General features: G+C 71.5%; 18 protein-coding genes. 15 read left to right on the forward strand and 3 right to left on the reverse strand.

Annotated elements, in window-relative coordinates; genetic code table 11:
* Nucleotides 1-47 precede the first annotated feature (47 nt).
* Nucleotides 48-647 (reverse strand): M23 family metallopeptidase, encoded by a 600-nt coding sequence (locus IRX98_RS11180; protein WP_224276722.1) that lies wholly within the window; start codon nt 645-647, stop codon nt 48-50.
* A gap of 447 nt (nt 648-1094) precedes the next feature.
* Here IRX98_RS11180 and rpsB point away from each other — a divergent pair, with 447 nt between their 5' ends.
* The 9 genes from rpsB to IRX98_RS11225 all read left to right on the forward strand — a co-directional run bounded on the left by rpsB (nt 1095) and on the right by IRX98_RS11225 (nt 8890).
* Complete coding sequence (rpsB, locus tag IRX98_RS11185) at nt 1095-2114, forward strand: 30S ribosomal protein S2 (protein ID WP_224276724.1); 1020 nt, start codon at nt 1095-1097, stop codon at nt 2112-2114.
* A gap of 131 nt (nt 2115-2245) precedes the next feature.
* Complete coding sequence (gene tsf / locus IRX98_RS11190) at nt 2246-3058, forward strand: translation elongation factor Ts (RefSeq protein WP_224276726.1); 813 nt, start codon at nt 2246-2248, stop codon at nt 3056-3058.
* A 154-nt stretch (nt 3059-3212) separates the two neighbouring features.
* Nucleotides 3213-3929: a UMP kinase gene (pyrH, locus tag IRX98_RS11195; RefSeq protein ID WP_224276728.1), complete on the forward strand. Its 717-nt coding sequence runs from the start codon at nt 3213-3215 to the stop codon at nt 3927-3929.
* A gap of 53 nt (nt 3930-3982) precedes the next feature.
* The gene (frr, locus tag IRX98_RS11200; RefSeq protein WP_224276827.1) at nt 3983-4537 is read left to right on the forward strand and encodes a ribosome recycling factor; all 555 of its coding nucleotides are present in this window, start codon (nt 3983-3985) and stop codon (nt 4535-4537) included.
* 10 nt (nt 4538-4547) lie between these two features.
* Nucleotides 4548-5456: a phosphatidate cytidylyltransferase gene (locus IRX98_RS11205; protein ID WP_224276731.1), complete on the forward strand. Its 909-nt coding sequence runs from the start codon at nt 4548-4550 to the stop codon at nt 5454-5456.
* 8 nt (nt 5457-5464) lie between these two features.
* Entirely contained in the window at nt 5465-5977 is a 513-nt protein-coding gene (locus IRX98_RS11210) for a histidine phosphatase family protein (RefSeq protein ID WP_224276733.1), read from the forward strand.
* 72 nt (nt 5978-6049) lie between these two features.
* Nucleotides 6050-6397, forward strand: a complete 348-nt coding sequence (locus IRX98_RS11215) for a hypothetical protein (protein ID WP_224276735.1) — start codon at nt 6050-6052, stop codon at nt 6395-6397.
* Nucleotides 6398-6443: 46 nt separating this feature from the next.
* Nucleotides 6444-7592, forward strand: a complete 1149-nt coding sequence (gene rlmN / locus IRX98_RS11220; protein WP_224276737.1) for a dual-specificity RNA methyltransferase RlmN — start codon at nt 6444-6446, stop codon at nt 7590-7592.
* 89 nt (nt 7593-7681) lie between these two features.
* On the forward strand, nt 7682-8890 hold the full coding sequence (locus tag IRX98_RS11225; protein WP_224276739.1) for a glycosyltransferase family 4 protein: 1209 nt from the start codon (nt 7682-7684) through the stop codon (nt 8888-8890).
* Here the strand turns inward: IRX98_RS11225 and IRX98_RS11230 are convergent.
* Both IRX98_RS11230 and IRX98_RS11235 read right to left on the reverse strand, forming a co-directional pair.
* Nucleotides 8853-9965 carry an LOG family protein gene (locus IRX98_RS11230; protein ID WP_224276741.1) on the reverse strand — a complete coding sequence of 371 codons (1113 nt, stop codon included), beginning with the start codon at nt 9963-9965 and terminating at the stop codon, nt 8853-8855. The two genes, IRX98_RS11225 and IRX98_RS11230, sit on opposite strands and share 38 nt — an antisense overlap.
* 129 nt (nt 9966-10094) lie before the next feature.
* On the reverse strand, nt 10095-10988 hold the full coding sequence (locus IRX98_RS11235) for a serine protein kinase RIO (protein WP_224276743.1): 894 nt from the start codon (nt 10986-10988) through the stop codon (nt 10095-10097).
* Nucleotides 10989-11194: 206 nt separating this feature from the next.
* Here IRX98_RS11235 and IRX98_RS23465 point away from each other — a divergent pair, with 206 nt between their 5' ends.
* The 6 genes from IRX98_RS23465 (at nt 11195) to IRX98_RS11265 (ending at nt 18039) form a co-directional block, all read left to right on the forward strand.
* Nucleotides 11195-12628, forward strand: a complete 1434-nt coding sequence (locus IRX98_RS23465; RefSeq protein WP_224276745.1) for a M1 family metallopeptidase — start codon at nt 11195-11197, stop codon at nt 12626-12628.
* A gap of 3 nt (nt 12629-12631) precedes the next feature.
* A complete protein-coding gene (locus tag IRX98_RS11245; RefSeq protein WP_224276747.1) occupies nt 12632-13234 on the forward strand; it encodes an AMP-binding protein in 603 nt (200 codons plus the stop codon).
* Nucleotides 13235-13269: 35 nt separating this feature from the next.
* Nucleotides 13270-14364 (forward strand): 1-deoxy-D-xylulose-5-phosphate reductoisomerase, encoded by a 1095-nt coding sequence (gene dxr / locus IRX98_RS11250; protein ID WP_224276749.1) that lies wholly within the window; start codon nt 13270-13272, stop codon nt 14362-14364.
* Between the two features lie 53 nt (nt 14365-14417).
* Nucleotides 14418-15764, forward strand: a complete 1347-nt coding sequence (locus IRX98_RS11255; RefSeq protein WP_224276751.1) for a M50 family metallopeptidase — start codon at nt 14418-14420, stop codon at nt 15762-15764.
* Nucleotides 15765-15974: 210 nt separating this feature from the next.
* On the forward strand, nt 15975-17126 hold the full coding sequence (gene ispG / locus IRX98_RS11260; protein ID WP_224276754.1) for a flavodoxin-dependent (E)-4-hydroxy-3-methylbut-2-enyl-diphosphate synthase: 1152 nt from the start codon (nt 15975-15977) through the stop codon (nt 17124-17126).
* A gap of 55 nt (nt 17127-17181) precedes the next feature.
* A complete protein-coding gene (locus IRX98_RS11265; protein ID WP_224276756.1) occupies nt 17182-18039 on the forward strand; it encodes a GNAT family N-acetyltransferase in 858 nt (285 codons plus the stop codon).
* Nucleotides 18040-18119: the final 80 nt, after the last annotated feature.

The raw sequence follows: 18119 nt of genomic DNA on the forward strand, positions 1-18119 counted from the left end.
CGCGCCGCCGAGGGACGAGGCGGCGACCGGCTCGTACCGAGACCTGGTCAGGGGAGTGAGTCGACCGGTCGCCTCCAGCGCTCCAGCGGGGGAGCCCACGGGGTCCGTGCCGACACCGGCTCGTCGCGCCACAGCGGCAGCAGGCGCACCGGGCCCCCGCCGACCAGTGTCAGCGGGTCGGCGTACTCCTCCTCGGCGCCCGTGCCCTCGATCAGTCCCCAGTGCAGGCACGCGCCGGGGAAGCAGTGGCTGTCGGTCACCACGAGCCGCCCGAGCACGTCGCCGGCCGCCACCTCGTCGCCGCGCGTGACCGACGCGACGACCGGTTCGTAGGTCGTACGCCGACCGCCGTGCAGCACGGTCACGACCGGCTTGCCCGCGATCGACCCGGCGAAGCCCACCGTGCCGGCAAGTGCCGCGCGCACCTGTTGGCCGGGGTGCCCGGCCAGGTCCACGCCCCGGTGGCCCGGGGCGTAGGGGTGCGGGGGCGGCGAGAAGCCCTGCACCACCTCCGGCTCCGGCTCGAGGGGCCACACGCCGACCGGCTGCTCGGGAGCTGCCGCAGCAGGGGGCAGGCCCGAGGGGGAGAGGAGGTCGGGGAGGCCGAGGACCAGGACGAGCAGGAGGGCACCGACGACGGATCGCATCCGGCGATGCTGGCCTTCCCGGGGCCCGGTCGACAGTGGCCCGGGCGACGCCTGTGGACGAGCGTCCCGGGACCCGGGCTGTGGACGATCCGTGGCCGCCGATCCACGCGTGGCCCACGCTCGCGCGAGGACGTCCGCAGCGGATTCGCCGCGTGTCGAATCCGTGGCCTACGATGTCCGGAGCAGTCCTCATGGACTGACTTCGCACGTCCACCGGCCACGTCGGGATGCATCCCTGGTCCCGAGTCACCCGTGGGCGTCGGCCCTCAGTTCCGCGCCAGCTCCAGGTCCATCGGAGTGGGCGCGGGTCGGACCGGCGTGTGGACGTCAGGGCTCCCGGCACCCGTCGGGCGCAGCAACTGAAACCAACAGGAGTCACGCTCCCGGCCCGCACCTGCGTCAAGGTCGGGCACAACGGCGAGCGCCTCCGTCACCACAGGAGAACCCATGGCAGTCGTCACCATGCGCCAGCTGCTCGAGAGCGGCGTCCACTTCGGTCACCAGACCCGTCGTTGGAACCCCAAGATGAAGCGCTTCATCATGACCGAGCGCAACGGCATCTACATCATCGACCTGCAGCAGTCGCTGGCCTACATCGACCGCTCCTACGCCTTCGTCAAGGAGACCGTCGCCCGCGGCGGCGTCGTGATGTTCGTCGGCACCAAGAAGCAGGCCCAGGAGGCCATCGCCGAGCAGGCCACCCGCGTCGGCATGCCCTACGTCAACCAGCGCTGGCTCGGCGGCATGCTCACCAACTTCCAGACCGTGCACCAGCGGATCAACCGCCTCAAGGAGCTCGACGACGTCGACTTCGAGACGGTGGCCGGCTCGGGTCGCACGAAGAAGGAGCTCCTGCAGATGAAGCGGGAGCACACCAAGCTCGAGAAGACCCTCGGCGGCATCCGCGAGATGACGAAGGTCCCCTCCGCGGTGTGGATCGTCGACACCAACAAGGAGCACCTCGCCGTCGAGGAGGCGCGCAAGCTGCGGATCCCGATCATCGGCATCCTCGACTCCAACTGCGACCCCGACCTCGTCGACTTCCCGATCCCGGGCAACGACGACGCCATCCGTGCGGTCGGCCTGCTGACCCGCGTGGTCGCCGACGCCGTGGCCGAGGGCCTGATCGCCCGCTCGGGCGCCAAGGGCGGCGACGCCGACGCGACCGTCGGTGCCGAGGAGCCCCTCGCCGAGTGGGAGCGCGAGCTGCTCGAGGGCGACGCCGAGAAGACGGCTGCGGCCGCCACCGGTGACGCCACCGCCGAGACCCCGGCCTCCGAGGCCACCGGCGCGTCCTCCGAGGCCCCCGCGGCCGAGGCTGCCGCCGACGCCGCGACCGAGGCCCCCGCGGCCGAGGCCACCGAGGCTGTGACCGAGGCCCCCGCCGAGGCCGAGGCTGCGACCGAGGCCCCCGCCGAGGCCGAGGCTGCGACCGAGGCCCCCGCCGAGGCCGACAAGAAGGACTGATCGCGGTACGCCGGTCGCGGGCCCTGCCCGCGACCGGCCCCCCGTGCTGCTCGTTCCACCCACCGCCCGCACTCCGCCCCGATCTGACCCCGATCCCGGAGCCGGGCCCCTGACACCAAGGAAGAGGGACCATGGCCAACTTCACCGCTGCTGACGTCAAGAAGCTCCGTGAGCTGACCCAGGCCGGGATGATGGACTGCAAGAAGGCGCTGACCGAGAGCGACGGCGACTTCGACAAGGCCGTCGAGCTGCTCCGCGTCAAGGGTGCCGCCAAGGCTGCCGCCCGCGGTGCCGAGCGCGAGACCGCGGCCGGCCTCGTCGCCACCGCCGGCAACGCGCTGGTCGAGCTCAAGAGCGAGACCGACTTCGTCGCCAAGAACGAGGACTTCATCGCCAAGGCGCAGCAGATCGCCGAGGTCGCCAACGAGGTCAAGGCCGCCGACACCGCGGCGCTGAAGGCCGCCGAGCTCGACGGCAAGACCGTCGGCGAGGTCGTCGAGGACCTGGCCATCACCATCGGCGAGAAGATCGAGCTGGGCGAGGTCGCCTACTTCGAGGGCACCACCGTCACCTACATGCACAAGCGTGCCGCCGACCTGCCGCCCGCCGTCGGCGTGCTCGTCGAGTTCGAGGGTGACGAGGCCGCCGCCCGCGCCGCTGCGATGCAGATCGCTGCGATGAAGGCCCAGTACCTCACCCGCGACGAGGTCCCCGCGGACGTCGTCGAGTCCGAGCGCTCGATCGCCGAGCAGAAGACCCGCGAGGAGGGCAAGCCCGAGCAGGCGATCGCGAAGATCGTCGAGGGTCGCCTCGGTGGGTTCTACAAGGAGATCGTCCTGCTCGAGCAGGAGTCGGTCACCGAGTCGAAGAAGTCGGTCAAGGCCGTCCTCGACGCGGCCGGCACCACCGTGAAGCGGTTCGCCCGCTTCGAGGTCGGCGCCTGACCCGTTCCACCCCAGCACCCGACAGGGGCCCGTACGCCTGGCGTACGGGCCCTTGTGGCATCTCCCGTCACACCTCGGGGTGTGTGGGTTCGACCGGTGAGGTCCGCGGCCGGTAGGTTTCTCGCCGACCGCGTGTGTGTGCGAAGGGAACCAAGTGACGGCCTACAACCGAGTCCTCCTCAAGCTCTCCGGTGAAGTGTTCGGTGGCGGTGAGGTCGGACTCGACCTCGACGTCATCAACGCACTGGCCGCCGAGGTCGCCGAGGTCGCCAAGTCGGGCGTGCAGATCGCCATCGTCGTGGGCGGGGGCAACTTCTTCCGCGGCGCCGAGCTGCAGCAGCGCGGCATGGAGCGCGCCCGCGCCGACTACATGGGGATGCTCGGCACGGTGATGAACTGCCTCGCGCTCCAGGACTTCGTCGAGAAGCACGGCGTCGAGACGCGCGTGCAGACCGCGATCACGATGGGCCAGGTCGCCGAGCCCTACATCCCGCGCCGCGCGATCCGCCACATGGAGAAGGGCCGCGTCGTGATCTTCGGCGCCGGCGCCGGCATGCCGTTCTTCTCCACCGACACGGTCGCTGCCCAGCGGGCGCTCGAGACGCGCTGCGAGGTCATCCTGATGGGCAAGCAGGGTGTCGACGGGGTCTACGACTCCGACCCGAAGACCAACCCATCAGCGGTGAAGTTCGACACGCTGACCTACGACGAGTACCTCGCCCGCGACCTCAAGGTCGCCGATGCCACCGGCATCGCGATGGCGCGCGACAACAAGATGGACATGGTCTTCTTCAACCTCTCCACGCCGGGCACGATCGTGCGCGCCGTGCGGGGTGAGAAGATTGGCACGCTGGTGACCAGCGCGACCTGACGCAGGCCGCACCGCACCCGCACCCGGACGTACGAGGAGAGAGAGCCGCTGTGATCAACGACGTCATGAACGATGCCGACGCCAAGATGGGCAAGTCCGTGGAGGCGACCCGTGAGGAGTTCGCCACGATCCGCGCCGGTCGCGCCAACCCCGCGATGTTCGCGAAGATCACGGCCGACTACTACGGCACCCAGACCCCGCTGCAGCAGCTCGCGAGCTTCACCTCGCAGGACGCGCGCACGATCCTGATCCAGGTCTTCGACCAGGGCGCGATGCCGGCGGTGGAGCGGGCCATCCGCGACTCCGACCTCGGCGTCAACCCGGCCAACGACGGCAAGGTGCTGCGCTGCGTGTTCCCCGAGCTCACCGAGGAGCGGCGCAAGGAGTACATCAAGCTCGCCAAGGGCAAGGCCGAGGACGGCCGGGTGTCGGTGCGCAACATCCGGCGGACCGCCAAGCAGGCCCTGGAGAAGCTCGAGAAGGACGGCGAGGTCGGCAAGGACGACGTCACGGGCGCGGAGAAGCGCCTCGACGTGATGACCAAGACCCACACCGACAAGATCGACGACCTCCTCAAGCACAAGGAAGCAGAGCTGCTCGAGGTCTGAGCATCCACCCATGACCTCCTCCGACCCGTCCGCCTCGGGCGCACCCCAGCCGCCGTCCGAGGCGATCAAGAAGGACCACGGCCGTGCCGGCCGCGACCTTCCCACCGCCGTCGGCTCCGCCGTGGTGCTGGTCGGGGCGATCCTGCTGTCGCTGCTGTTCTGGAAGACCGCCTTCATGGCGATCGTGGCCGCGGCCGTCGTCGTGGCGATCTGGGAGCTGCACAAGGGTCTCGGGGCCAAGGACATCGACATCCCCGAGCAGCCGCTCATGCTCGGCGGCGTCGTCATGGTGGTCGTGGCCTACTTCTGGGGCGCCCCCGCGCTGGTGACCGCGACGGCGGTGACGGCGCTGGTGATCATGCTGTGGCTGCTGCGGCGCGGGGTCGACGGCTACGTCAAGAACGCCACCGCCGCGGTCTTCACGCTGGTCTACGTCCCGTTCCTGGGCTCGTTCGTCGCGCTGCTGCTCTCCGAGGGTGGACACTTCCCGGCGTTCGGCTTCGACGTCGACGACAACGGCGTCCGCGCGATCATCGTCTTCATCGCCATCACCGTCGCCTCCGACACCGGCGGCTACGTCGCAGGCGTGCTGTTCGGCAAGCACCCGATGGCGCCCGTGATCTCGCCGAAGAAGTCGTGGGAGGGCTTCGCCGGCTCGATCGTCGCCACGATCGTCGTCGGCGTCTGGCTGGTCACCTCCTTCCTCGGGGGTGACTGGTGGGTGGGCGTGCTGCTCGGAGTCATCGCCGCCGTGATGGCCACCCTCGGCGACCTCTGCGAATCGGTCATCAAGCGCGACCTCGGTATCAAGGACATGAGCCAGGTCATCCCCGGCCACGGCGGGCTGATGGACCGCCTCGACTCGCTGCTCGCGACGGTCGCGCCGATCTGGCTGGTCCTCTACTACCTCGTCTTCTAGAGGCCTGCGTGACGCTCCACCTCGTCCGCCACGGACGCCCAACGATGACGTCCGGCGTCCCTGCCGCGGAGTGGCACCTCGACCCGGAGGCGTACGACGACGTATGGGCGCTGCGCGTCTCGGGTCGCCTGCCAGCACGTGCCGCGTGGTTCACCTCGCCGGAGCCGAAGGCGGTGCAGACCGCCCAGCTGCTCACCGACGCGCAGGTCGGCGTGCTGCCGGACCTGCACGAGCACGAGCGGACGGGGGAGCGGGTCGAGGACTTCCACCGTGCGGTACGTCGCGCCTTCGCGCGGCCCGACGAGCCGGCCGTCGCCGGGTGGGAGCCGCTCGCCGCGTGCCGCGGGCGCGTCGTCCCCGCCGTACGCCGAGTGCTGGACGTGCACGGCGACGACGACGTCGTGCTGGTGGGCCACGGGACGGCCTGGACGCTGGTGGTGGCCGAGCTGACCGGGCAGCCACCGGACCTCGATCGCTGGGAGTCCCTTGCCATGCCCGACCTGCTGACCGTCGCGACCTGACAAACCGGTCGACCTCGAGGGTCACCGCGTGCCCCGTCCGACTCCGTGCCGAGGAGCACCTAGGGTGGTGCCGTGGAGACCGAACAGGCCCGGGAGTCCGAGGCGGAGCAGGGTGAGCGGCTCGGCTGGTGGCACCACAGCCACCCGACCTTCGCCGGCATCACCGGCTTCTTCGCCGGCATGCTCTTCGTCACCGCCCTGCCCGGCGCCTTCGCCGGCCTGCTGCGGCTGCTCTTCCCCTACGACACCGCGGAGAAGCTCTTCCCCTTCGTGCTGCTCGCACTGGCGCTGCCGATCGCGATGCTGGTCAAGCGCAAGACGCGTCGCTTCGCGCAGTTCATGTTCGTCGGGATGGTCGTGACCGCGCTCGTCGTCCTCGGCGTCGCGTCGCTGGTGCTCTACTTCATGGTCGACGGCTGAGCCGCTGAATCGACCGGCCGTGGCCCGGGATGGGAGGATCGACCCGATGTCCGACTCCACTCCCCATGCGGCCCCCGAGCCGATCAAGACGCTGCCGCTCGTCTTCGACGAGCCCCGCGGGCGCAAGAAGCCGCCGCGGCACCTCGCCGACCTCGACGAGGCCGGCCGCAAGGCCCTCCTCGAGGAGATGGGCCTGCCTGGCTTCCGCGCCAAGCAGCTCTCCACGCACTACTTCGGGCGTCTCGTCGACGACCCGGAGCAGATGACCGACCTGCCTGCCGGCCAGCGCGACGACCTCGTGTCCGCGCTCCTGCCCGACCTGATGACGCCGCTGCGCACGATGGAGGCCGACAAGGGCACCACGCGCAAGACGCTGTGGAAGCTCTTCGACGGCGCGCTCGTCGAGTCGGTGCTGATGCGCTACCCCGACCGCGCCACCGTCTGCGTCTCCAGCCAGGCCGGCTGCGGCATGGCGTGCCCGTTCTGCGCGACCGGCATGGGCGGGCTCCAGCGCAACATGTCGACCGCCGAGATCGTCGAGCAGGTCGTCGCCGGTGCGCGCACGATGGCCCGCGGCGAGGTCCCCGGAGGCCCCGGCCGCGTCTCCAACGTCGTCTTCATGGGCATGGGCGAGCCCCTCGCCAACTACAAGGCCGTCATCGGAGCCGTACGCCGCCTCACCGACTCCGCTCCCGCCGGTCTCGGCATGAGCGCCCGCGGCATCACCGTCTCCACGGTCGGCCTGGTGCCGCGCATCCGCCAGCTGACCGAGGAGGGCATCCCGGTCACGCTCGCGCTGAGCCTCCACGCGCCCGACGACGAGCTGCGCAACGAGCTGGTCCCGATCAACACCCGCTTCTCCGTCGCCGAGACCGTCGAGGCGGCGTGGGACTACGCCCGCGTCACCAAGCGACGGGTGTCGATCGAGTACGCCATGATGCGCGGCATCAACGACCAGGCGTGGCGCGCCGACCTGCTGGGCGACGTGCTCAACTCCTACGGAGACTGGGGCTGGGTGCACGTCAACCTGATCCCCCTCAACCCCGTCGAGGGCTCGAAGTGGACCGCGTCCGACCCGGCCGACGAGCGCGAGTTCGTCCGCCGGCTCGAGGCCAAGGGCATCTCGACCACCGTCCGCGACACCCGCGGCCGCGAGATCGACGGTGCCTGCGGTCAGCTGGCCGCCAAGGAGTAGCGGGGGCGCACCGCCGCGTCGCGGAGCGTTCACGTGTCGTCCCCTCGGGACGGGGCGTGTGTTGCGGCGCGCTCCCTAGCGTCCGCGGCATGGACCTGCTCGAGAGGCGCCGTCGCAGCCGCACCGCCCCGATCCACCTCCCCGCTCCCTCCCTCCCGCAGACACCGGCGCCGCGCCTGCGGGTGCTCGTCGTGGCCGAGTCGTTCCTGCCCCAGGTCAACGGCGTCACCAACTCCGTGCGCCGGGTGCTGGAGCACCTCGCGGCCGAGGGCCACGAGGCCGAGCTGGTCGCGCCGACCGGCCCCGAGACGTACGCCGGCTTCCCGGTCACCCACGCGCGCGGCGCGAGCCTGCCGTTCTACGCCGACTTCCGGATCGGCCTGGAGACACGACGCCGGCTCCGCACCGTGATGGAGCGCTTCCGCCCCGACGTCGTCCACGTCGCCTCGCCGGCCACGCTCGGCTACCAGGCGGTGCGCGCTGCCCGTTCGCTCGGCATCCCGACCGTCGCGATCTACCAGACCGACCTCGTCGGCTTCGCTGACCGGTACGCCGTGCCGGGCGGCGCGCGGGCGATGGAGTCGCTCACCCGCCGCATCCACCTGGGCGTCGACCGCACCCTCGCCCCGTCGACCGCGAGCATCGACCAGCTCCGCCGGCTCGGGATCCCCGACCTGGCCCGCTGGCCCCGCGGCGTCGACCAGGAGCTCTTCGAGCCGGGCAAGCGGGACGAGGCGTTGCATGCCGAGCTCGCCCCGGACGGCGAGGTGCTGGTCGGCTACGTCGGTCGGCTGGCGCCGGAGAAGGAGCTGGAGCTGCTCGCGCACGTCGACCGGCTGCCGGGCACCCGCCTGGTGCTGGTGGGCGGCGGTCCCGAGGAGGCCCGGCTGCGCCAGCTGCTGCCCCGGGCCGCGTTCCTCGGCGTGCTGCACGGCGACGAGCTCGCCCGGGCGTACGCCACCCTCGACGTCTTCGTGCACACGGGGCGGCACGAGACCTACTGCCAGTCCGCGCAGGAGGCGCTCGCCAGCGGTGTGCCGGTCGTGGCCCCGCGGGCCGGGGGACCGGTCGACGTCGTCGACGACACCGTCGCGGGCTTCCTCTACGAGCCCGGTGACGCCGATGAGCTGGTCGCCCACGTCGAGCGGCTCGTGACCCGCCCGGTGCTGCGACGCCGGATGTCGCTGGCGGCTCGCCGCAGCGTGCAGGGTCGCACCTGGCAGTCGGTCAACGACCTCCTGCTGGGCCACTACCGCGAGGTCAGCGCCCCGGCCCCGAGCCGTCGTCGCGCCGGCTGAGCCGGATCACGGCGACGGCCTCCTCGAGGCTGTCGACCAGGTGGATGTGCGGCTCCATGGCGCGACCGCGCGCCAGGGCCTGCAGCAGCGGCCACGCGGGCACGTCCTCGGTCCAGTGGCGTACGCCCACCAGCACCATGGGGGCGATGGTCGAGGGGTCGCCGTAGTAGTTCTCGCACGCGTCCTGGAAGACCTCCTGGACGGTGCCGGCCGCGCCGGGCAGGAAGACGATGCCGGCGTCGCACACCTCGAGCAGGATCGCTTCGCGGGTGGCGTTGCGGAAGTACTTCGCGATCGCGGTGGCGAACGGGTTGGGCGGCTCGTGGCCGTAGTGCCAGGTCGGCACGCCGAGGGACTCGTGGCCCGGGTGGGCGTCGAGGACCTCGAAGGCGGTGCGCGCCCAGGCGCCGATGTCGTGGCGGAACGACGGCACGGTCGCGAGGCGTGCCAGCGCGTCGTCGACGGCCGCGGTCGGCTCGTCGGCGAGGAAGGCGCCGAGGTTGGCGGCCTCCATGGCGCCCGGCCCGCCGCCCGTCGCGACCGTCAACGCGGAGCCCAGCCCGTGGCCGAGGCGCGTCGCGGCGGCGTACTGCTCGCTCCCGCGCTCGAGGGAGTGCCCGCCCATCACGCCCACCACCGACCGCCCCTGCAGCCACGCGGTGAGCGCGGCGTCGACGGAGTGGTCGTGCAGGTCCATCGCGAGCTGGTCGTCGGTCCCGGTGTGCCCCTGCGACCAGGCGTACGCCCTTGCGTCGAGGGAGTCGCGGTAGTGCGGGGTGTCGTAGAGCTCCCGCGGTGCGTAGAGCGACGGTCGGTAGGGGTCGACCGGAGCGTCGGGGATGGTCGGCAGCACCACGCCACCGGCGCGCTGGACCGCCTCGGCGTCCCCGTCGCCGAAGGTGCAGCCGAGGAAGAGCGTCTCCTCCACCGAGCGGTCGAGCAGGGTGGCGGCCCGGTCGGTGAGGTCGAGCCGGACCAGCCGCCAGCCCGCGAGTGAGCGTGCGCCGCCCGCGAGCCGGCGGTCGAGGTCGTCAAGGGTGGTCACGTCGACGACGCGACCTCGGGTGTGCTTCACGCGCACAACCTATGTGGCCGTGCTCAGATCTCGATACGGTCCTGACGCGGCCTCGTTCCTCAGCCGCGGGACCACTCGATCTGGCCGGGCCCACACTGCGACCTCGTCCCTCGGTCGCCGTTGCCCGGCTCAGAACGCGTGCGCCATCAGCTCCCCGAACAGCTCCTGCTCGTCGACGTCGAGCCCGCGCGAGCGGAACCAGGCGCACATGTTGGCGCAGTCGCGCAGCAGGAAGTCCATGCCGCGCGGGTTGCCGACCAGGTCGACCACCTGCGGGAGGTCGATGATGACGAGCCGGTCGCCGGCGGCGAGGGTGTTGTAGGGCGACAGGTCGCCGTGCACGATCCCTGCCTGCACCATCGTGGCGAGGGCGTCGCGCAGCTGGTCGTAGTAGCCCTCGACGACGGCCCGCTCCGGGCGGACCTGCGAGACCCGCGGCGCGGTCTCGACCTCCCCGTCGACGGTGTGGGTGATCCACTCCATGAGGATCTCGGTCTCGTCGATCTGCACGGGATAGGGGACCGGCAGGCCGAGCTCCCAGCAGCGGCGCAGCGCGTTCCACTCCGAGATCGCCCACTCGCCGGCCGCGACCTGGCGGCCCCACGTGGACTTCCGCTTGAGGGCGCGCTCGTCGCGCGAGCGCTTCATCGAGCGGCCCTCGGTGTAGGCCGCGGCCCGGTGGAAGGTGCGGTGGTCGTTGTCGCGGTAGCGCTTGGCAGCCATCACGACCGCGCCGTCGGGGTGGTGCGGGTCGGCGCGCTCGAGGAGGAAGACGTCGGCCTCCTTGCCGGTCTTGAGGACGCCGAGGTCGGTGTCGATCGCGCCGCTGGAGGTCACGACCCAGTCGGGGCGTGGCTCGGGGCCGCGCATCAGGGCCTCGAGGTCCTCCCAGCGCGACCAGCGCTGGCCGTCGCCGAGCTCGTCGGCATAGGTGTCGTAGTCGAAGACGAACGACGCGTCGATCCCCTCGAGGGGCGCGCGGTCGTCAGGCCGGAGGAAGTCCTCCGGAAAGCGTGGGTGCATGTCGTGCGACAAGGCGGGTGCTCCGTGTGTGTGAAAGGTGGTCGGCGGGCAGGCCGAGGACAGTGATCGACATGTCACGGCTCCTTTCACGACGGGCACGGCGTGCGGGCAGCACGACGCGGGCGGGACGCCGTGGCCATCGTCGAGGACGCGGCCCCGGCTGCGCAACGCATTTGTCCGGACCTGCCACGCGCTAGGTTCGGGGGGTGACCACGCGAACTCTCTCTCGGACCGTGCTCGCCGCCGCCCTCGTCGGTGCCCTCGCCGTCGGGCTCACCGGCGCGACCGCGACCGCGCGCACCTCGGCCCCGGTCGACGGCGCGCCTGGCATCGGCGACCCCTACTGGCCGCTCGACGGCAACGGCGGCATCGACGTCGCGTCGTACGCCATCTCCCACCGATACGTGCTGGCCACCGAGCGGCTCAGCGGCCGCACCCGCATCGAGCTCACCGCCACGCAGGACCTGCGGAGCTTCTCGCTGGACTTCCTGCTGAAGGTCTCGAAGGTCACCGTCGACGGCGAGCCGGCGGCGTACGTGAAGACGGACGGAGGCCACGAGCTGCGGATCACCCCGGCCCAGCCCCTGGCCGCGGGCACGAAGCACCGCGTCGTGGTGACGTACGCCGACAAGCCGGGCAGGTACGGCTACGCCGGGGAGCGCAACTGGCTGGCCAGCTCGCGCGAGGTGGTGACGATGAACGAGCCGCACATGGCGCCGTGGTGGTTCCCGGCCAACGACCACCCGCTCGACAAGGCGTTGGTCGACGTCAGGGTGCAGGTGCCGCGGGGACGCGAGGTCATCTCCAACGGCGAGCTGAAGGGCCGTGAGGTCGGCAAGCGCTGGACCACCTGGCACTGGCGCGCCGACGAGCCGATGGTGCCCTACCTCGCCTTCTTCGCCGCCGGCGACTTCGCCATCGAGAAGGGCACCCGCCGTGGACTGCCGTGGCTCGTGGCGGTCTCGGAGCTGCTCAGCCCGCGCGACCAGCGGGCCAGCATGCGGCTGATGAAGCGGACCCCGGAGGTCGTGGCCGCGCTGGAGAAGGACCTCGGCGACTACCCGTTCTCGGTCGTCGGCGGGATCACCACAGGCCTCGACCCGGGCTTCGCGCTGGAGAACCAGACCCGACCGACCTACCCGGCCGTCGGCGGCAGCTACGTCAGCCTCGTCGTCCACGAGCTGGCCCACCAGTGGTTCGGCGACGACATCGCGGTCCAGCACTGGCGCGACATCTGGCTCAACGAGGGCTTCGCCAGCTTCATGGAGTGGCGCTGGGCCGAGACCCACGGGGGTCGCTCCGGCGCGGAGACCCTGCGCAGCTACTACGACGGCGTCGCCGCCACCTCGGGCTTCTGGGACGTCGTCGTCGGTGACCCGGGCGCCGAGCGCGTCTTCGACCCGGCGGTCTACGGCCGCGGTGCGATGACGCTCCAGGCGCTGCGCAACCGCGTGGGCGACGAGGTCTTCTGGCGGCTGCTGCGCACCTGGATCCGCGAGCAGCGCGGCGGCAACGGGTCGAGCGCGGAGTTCGAGGCGCTGGCCGCGCGCGTCAGCGGCCAGGACCTCACGTCGTTCTTCCAGGCCTGGCTCCGGACGCCCGAGAAGCCGGCCGCCACCGCCGACAACGGGCTGGCCTGAGCGATGGTGGACGTCCCCTGGTTCCGCGCGCCCGCCGACGGTGATCCGGGCACCCTCAACGCCTGCTACGTCGCACTCGACCTGCCCGTGATCCGCGGTCGCGCCGACGAGGTCGCACTCGTCCTCGACGGCACCGACCACACGTTTGCCCGGCTGCTCACCGAGGTGGCGGCCTGCGCCGGGGTGCTGTGCGCCTTCGGCGTCGAGGTGGGCGATGAGGTCGCACTCGGCCCGCTGCCGGCGGAGACGGCGGTCGTCGCCGCCCTCGCGGTGGCGCGGGTCGGCGCGGTGGCGTCGTACGACGAGTCCCCGAGCCCGTCCGCGAAGGTGCGGCTCACCGCGACGGACGCCGGTGTCGTCCTCGTCGCCGGTGGTGACGAGGTGGCGTGGGACGTCGCGATGCGGGCGGGTCGCACCGATCCGGCCGGCTGCGCCGACGTCCCCGGCGACGCGGTGCTGGCCCGCCGCGGCGACCAGGTGCTGCCGGTGCTGGCGGCGCTCGGCTCGTCGGTCGAGGGGACGTCGCCGGTCCCGGAGGGCCTGACCCTCGTCGAGGTGGTCGGCGTCGCGGTCTGGACGTCCCAGGCGCCGCGCCCCACGGCATGAGGACGGTCTGAGCGCCGCCTGCGACACTGGCCGGCGTGACCGTCCGTGACATCGTGATCCTCGGCTCGACCGGGTCGATCGGCACCCAGGCCCTTGACCTCGTCCGCGCCCACCCCGACCGGTTCCGCGTGGTCGGACTGACCGCCGGCGGGTCGAACCCCGACCTCTTCGCGGCGCAGGTCGAGGAGTTCGGCCCGGCGTTCTCCGGACTGGGCGAGGAGGCCTCGACCGAGGCGGCCGCCCGTCCGTGCGACGTGGTGCTCAACGGCATCACCGGGGCGGTCGGGCTGCGGCCCACGCTCGCCGCGCTCGACGCCGGCACCACGCTCGCGCTGGCCAACAAGGAGTCGCTGATCATCGGCGGCCCGCTGGTCAGGGAGCGCGCCCGCCCGGGGCAGATCGTGCCCGTCGACTCCGAGCACAGTGCGATCGCGCAGAGCCTGCGCGCCGGCAGCGCCGGGGAGGTACGCCGACTCGTGCTGACCGCGTCGGGCGGCCCGTTCCGCGGCCGCAGCGCCGCCGAGCTCGCGGACGTCACGCCCGAGCAGGCGCTGGCCCACCCCAACTTCTCGATGGGCCGGGTGATCACGACCAACTCCGCGACCCTGGTCAACAAGGGCCTCGAGGTGATCGAGGCGCACCTGCTCTTCGACGTCCCCTTCGACCGCATCGACGTGGTCGTGCACCCGCAGCAGCTCATCCACTCGATGGTCGAGTTCGTCGACGGAGCCGTGGTCGCCCAGCTGGGCCTGCCGACGATGCTCGTGCCGATCTCGCTCGGCATGGGGTGGCCGGACCGGGTGCCCGACGCGGAGACCCCGATCGACTGGACGAAGGCGGCCGACTGGCGCTTCGAGCCGCTCGACGACGAAGTCTTCCCGGCCGTCACGCTGGCCCGGACGGCGGGGGAGCGAGGCGGCACCGCCCCGGCGGTCTACAACGCCGCCAACGAGGTGGCCGTCGACGCCTTCCACGAGGGGCGGCTCCGCTTCCCCGACATCGTGGCCACGGTTTCGCAGGTCCTGGCCGCCCACGACGTACCATCGAGGGAGCACCTCACGGTGGACGACGTCCTCGCCGCCGATGCCTGGGCGCGTGCCGAGGCCTCCGAACTGATCCGGCAGCCCTGATCTGAGCCCTCCCCGCACCCCGCCCCAGCCCCACATCCGAAGGACCTGCCTGCATGACCGCCCTGCTCTACACCCTGGGTGTCGTCGCCTTCGTGGTGTCGATCCTGGTCTCGATCGGGCTCCACGAGTTCGGTCACCTCGTGCCGGCCAAGAAGTTCGGCTGCAAGGTCCCGCAGTGGTTCATCGGCTTCGGTCCGACCGTGTGGAGCAAGCAGATCGGCGAGACCGAGTACGGCATCAAGGCCATCCCGCTCGGCGGCTACGTCAAGATCGTCGGGATGCTCCCCCCGGGTGCGGAGGGACTCGTCGACGAGACGACGTACGACGAGGACGGCGAGGCGGTGCACAAGGTGCGCCGCTCCAACACCGGCATGTTCACCCAGCTGATCTCCGACGCGCGCGCCGCTGAGTGGGAGTACGTCAAGCAGCACGACACCGACCGCCTCTTCTACCGCCTGCCGTGGTGGAAGAAGGTGATCGTGATGGCGGGTGGTCCGATGGTCAACATCGCCATCGCCTTCTCGCTCTTCGTGCTGCTCTTCGCGACCTACGGCAACCCGCGCGACGAGGTGGTCGAGCCCACCGTCGCCGGCGTGCCCGAGTGCGTGATCCCGGTCGAGGAGCTGCCGCGCGACTGCACGACCGAGGACCCGCCGACTCCCGCCAAGGAGGCCGGCCTCCAGCCGGGCGACGAGATCCTCAGCTTCAACGGCACCCCCTTCAGCGACTGGGACAGCTTCCAGTCGCAGATCCGCGGCAACGCCGACGGCGACGCGGTCCTCGAGGTGCGACGCGGCGACGAGCAGCTGACCCTCACGACCAACACCACCGTCACCCTGCGCCAGACCTCGCTGGAGGACCAGACCCTCACCGAGGTCGGCTTCCTCGGCGTGCAGCCGGTGACGCGCCTGGAGACCGGCGGCGTGCTCTACACCGGCAGGCAGATGGGCACGATGACGGTCGAGACCGCCCAGGCCCTGGCCCAGCTGCCGGTCAAGGTCTACGAGGTCGGCCGCGCGATCGTCGGGCTCCAGGAGCGCGACCCCGAGAGTCCCGTCTCGATCGTCGGCGGCGGCCGCTTCGCCGGCGAGGCAGCCTCCAGCGAGGCCTTCCCGCTGACCGAGAAGATCGTCACGCTGCTCTTCCTCATCGCGAGCTTCAACTTCTTCATCGGCATGTTCAACTTCGTGCCGCTGCTGCCCCTCGACGGTGGCCACATCGCCGGTGCCCTCTACGAGGGTGCCAAGCGCGGCGTGGCCCGGCTCCGCGGACGCCCCGACCCCGGGCACGTCGACGTCGCCAAGCTGTTGCCGGTGGCGTACGTCGTGGGGTTGGCGATGCTCGTGATGGGCGTCGTGCTCATCGTGGCCGACATCGTCGTGCCGCTGCGCCTGAGCTGAGCGGCGTACGGCTGACCGAGCGGTGTCCCAAGCGGCTTCTCGTCCGTTCGAATGCCCCTCACCCACCGCTGGCGGGCGGGTCGTTGCGCGTCGCGGCGCTGGGCGGTGCGTGACGCGGATTGCAGCCCTTCGGATTCCTCCTCACTCACCGCCCTCGCGGGGCCAACCGCGCCGCGGGGACCTGACGCCCCGGCCCGTACGATGGGAGCCATGACCGCCGTCGGCCTCGGCATGCCTGCCCTCCCGCCCCCCGTCCTCGCTCCGCGTCGCAAGACCCGCCAGATCAAGGTGGGCTCGGTGGGGGTCGGCAGCGACTCCCCGATCTCGGTGCAGTCGATGACCACGACGCTCACCTCCGACGTCAACGCCACGCTCCAGCAGATCGCCGAGCTCACCGCCACCGGGTGCGACATCGTCCGTGTCGCGTGCCCGAGCCAGGACGACGCCGACGCACTGCCCGCCATCGCGCAGAAGTCGCAGATCCCGGTCATCGCCGACATCCACTTCCAGCCGAAGTACGTCTTCGCGGCGATCGACGCCGGCTGCGCCGCGGTCCGGGTCAACCCCGGCAACATCCGCAAGTTCGACGACCAGGTCAAGGAGATCGCGCGGGCCGCCAAGGACCGCGGCACCTCGATCCGGATCGGCGTCAACGCCGGCTCGCTCGACAAGCGGATCATGGACAAGTACGGCAAGGCCACGCCCGAGGCGCTCGTCGAGTCGGCCGTCTGGGAGGCGAGCCTCTTCGAGGAGCACGACTTCCACGACTTCAAGATCTCGGTCAAGCACAACGACCCCGTCGTGATGGTCCGCGCCTACGAGCTGCTCGCCGAGGCCGGCGACTGGCCGTTGCACCTCGGTGTCACCGAAGCCGGCCCCGCCTTCCAGGGCACCATCAAGTCCTCGGTCGCCTTCGGCCACCTGCTCAGCAAGGGCATCGGCGACACCATCCGCGTCTCGCTGTCCGCGCCGCCGGTCGAGGAGGTCAAGGTCGGCCTCCAGATCCTGGAGTCGCTCAACCTCAAGCCGCGCCGCCTCGAGATCGTCTCCTGCCCGAGCTGTGGTCGGGCCCAGGTCGACGTCTACAAGCTCGCCGAGGAGGTCACCGCCGGCCTCGAGGGCATGGAGGTGCCGCTCCGCGTGGCCGTCATGGGCTGCGTCGTCAACGGCCCGGGCGAGGCCCGCGAGGCCGACCTCGGCGTCGCCTCCGGCAACGGCAAGGGCCAGATCTTCGTCAAGGGCGAGGTCATCAAGACCGTCCCGGAGTCGCAGATCGTGGAGACCCTCATCGAGGAGGCACTGCGCCTCGCCGAGGGCATGGAACCGGTCGATGGCTCCGAGGCGTCCGTCACCGTCAGCTGACGCCCATCCCGTGGTCCGACGGGCGCGGTGACCGCCACGGCCCTAGGCTCACAGCGTGCTGAGGACCCGCGAGCTGGAACAGGTGCGCGTGCTGGGCCCGGGTGACCGGGACCGGTTCGTCGCGCTCGCGGAGCAGGACCCGGTGGTCAACGTCTTCGCCGACTACCGCGCGCGCCTGACCAACCTCGACGAGCGCTGGCTCGGCGGGCAGGTCTGGGGCCGCTTCGACGGCGAGGAGCTCGTCGCCGGGTGCCACCTCGGCGCCAACCTGGTGCCGGTGCAGTGCACGCCCGACGACGTCGGCGTCTTCGCCGACGCCGCGCTGCGCCGCCGCGGCCACGTCGGCACGATCGTGGGCCCCAGCGACGTCGTCTCCGCGCTGTGGGAGGTCCTCGAGCCTCGCTGGGCGCGGCCGCGCGAGGTGCGGCTGCGCCAGCCCCACCTCGAGATCGACCACGTGCCCGACGTGGCGCCCGCGACGGACGTACGCCTCACGAACCCGGGCGACCTCGAGGTGCTCTACCCGGCCTGCGTCGCGATGTACACCGAGGAGGTCGGGGTCTCGCCGGAGAACGACGCCGGCGGCGGGGACCTCTACCGCGCCCGTGTGCAGCAGCTCATCGGGCGGGGCTGGTCGATGGCGAGCTTCGACGAGGCCGGGGTGGTCTTCAAGGCCGAGATCGCCTGTGTGACCCCGTACGCCGCCCAGGTGCAGGGCGTGTGGGTGCGACCCGACCGCCGGGGCGAGGGTCTCGCCGTGAGCGGCATGGCCGCCGTGGTCGCGCACGTCCTCGGCTCGGGCGTGGCGCCGGTGGTCTCGCTCTACGTCAACGAGTGGAACACGCCCGCGCGTGCGGCGTACGCCCGTGTCGGCTTCGAGCAGACGGCGACCTTCGCGACCCTGATGTTCTAGACCGGGGAGACCGGCAAAAGAAAATCCGGCCGGGACGTATCAGCACGGCGCGTGCCCCCTCCTGAGAAGACATGGGGACA

The organism is Nocardioides lacusdianchii (assembly GCF_020102855.1).
GTDB classification, from domain to species: domain Bacteria; phylum Actinomycetota; class Actinomycetes; order Propionibacteriales; family Nocardioidaceae; genus Nocardioides; species Nocardioides lacusdianchii.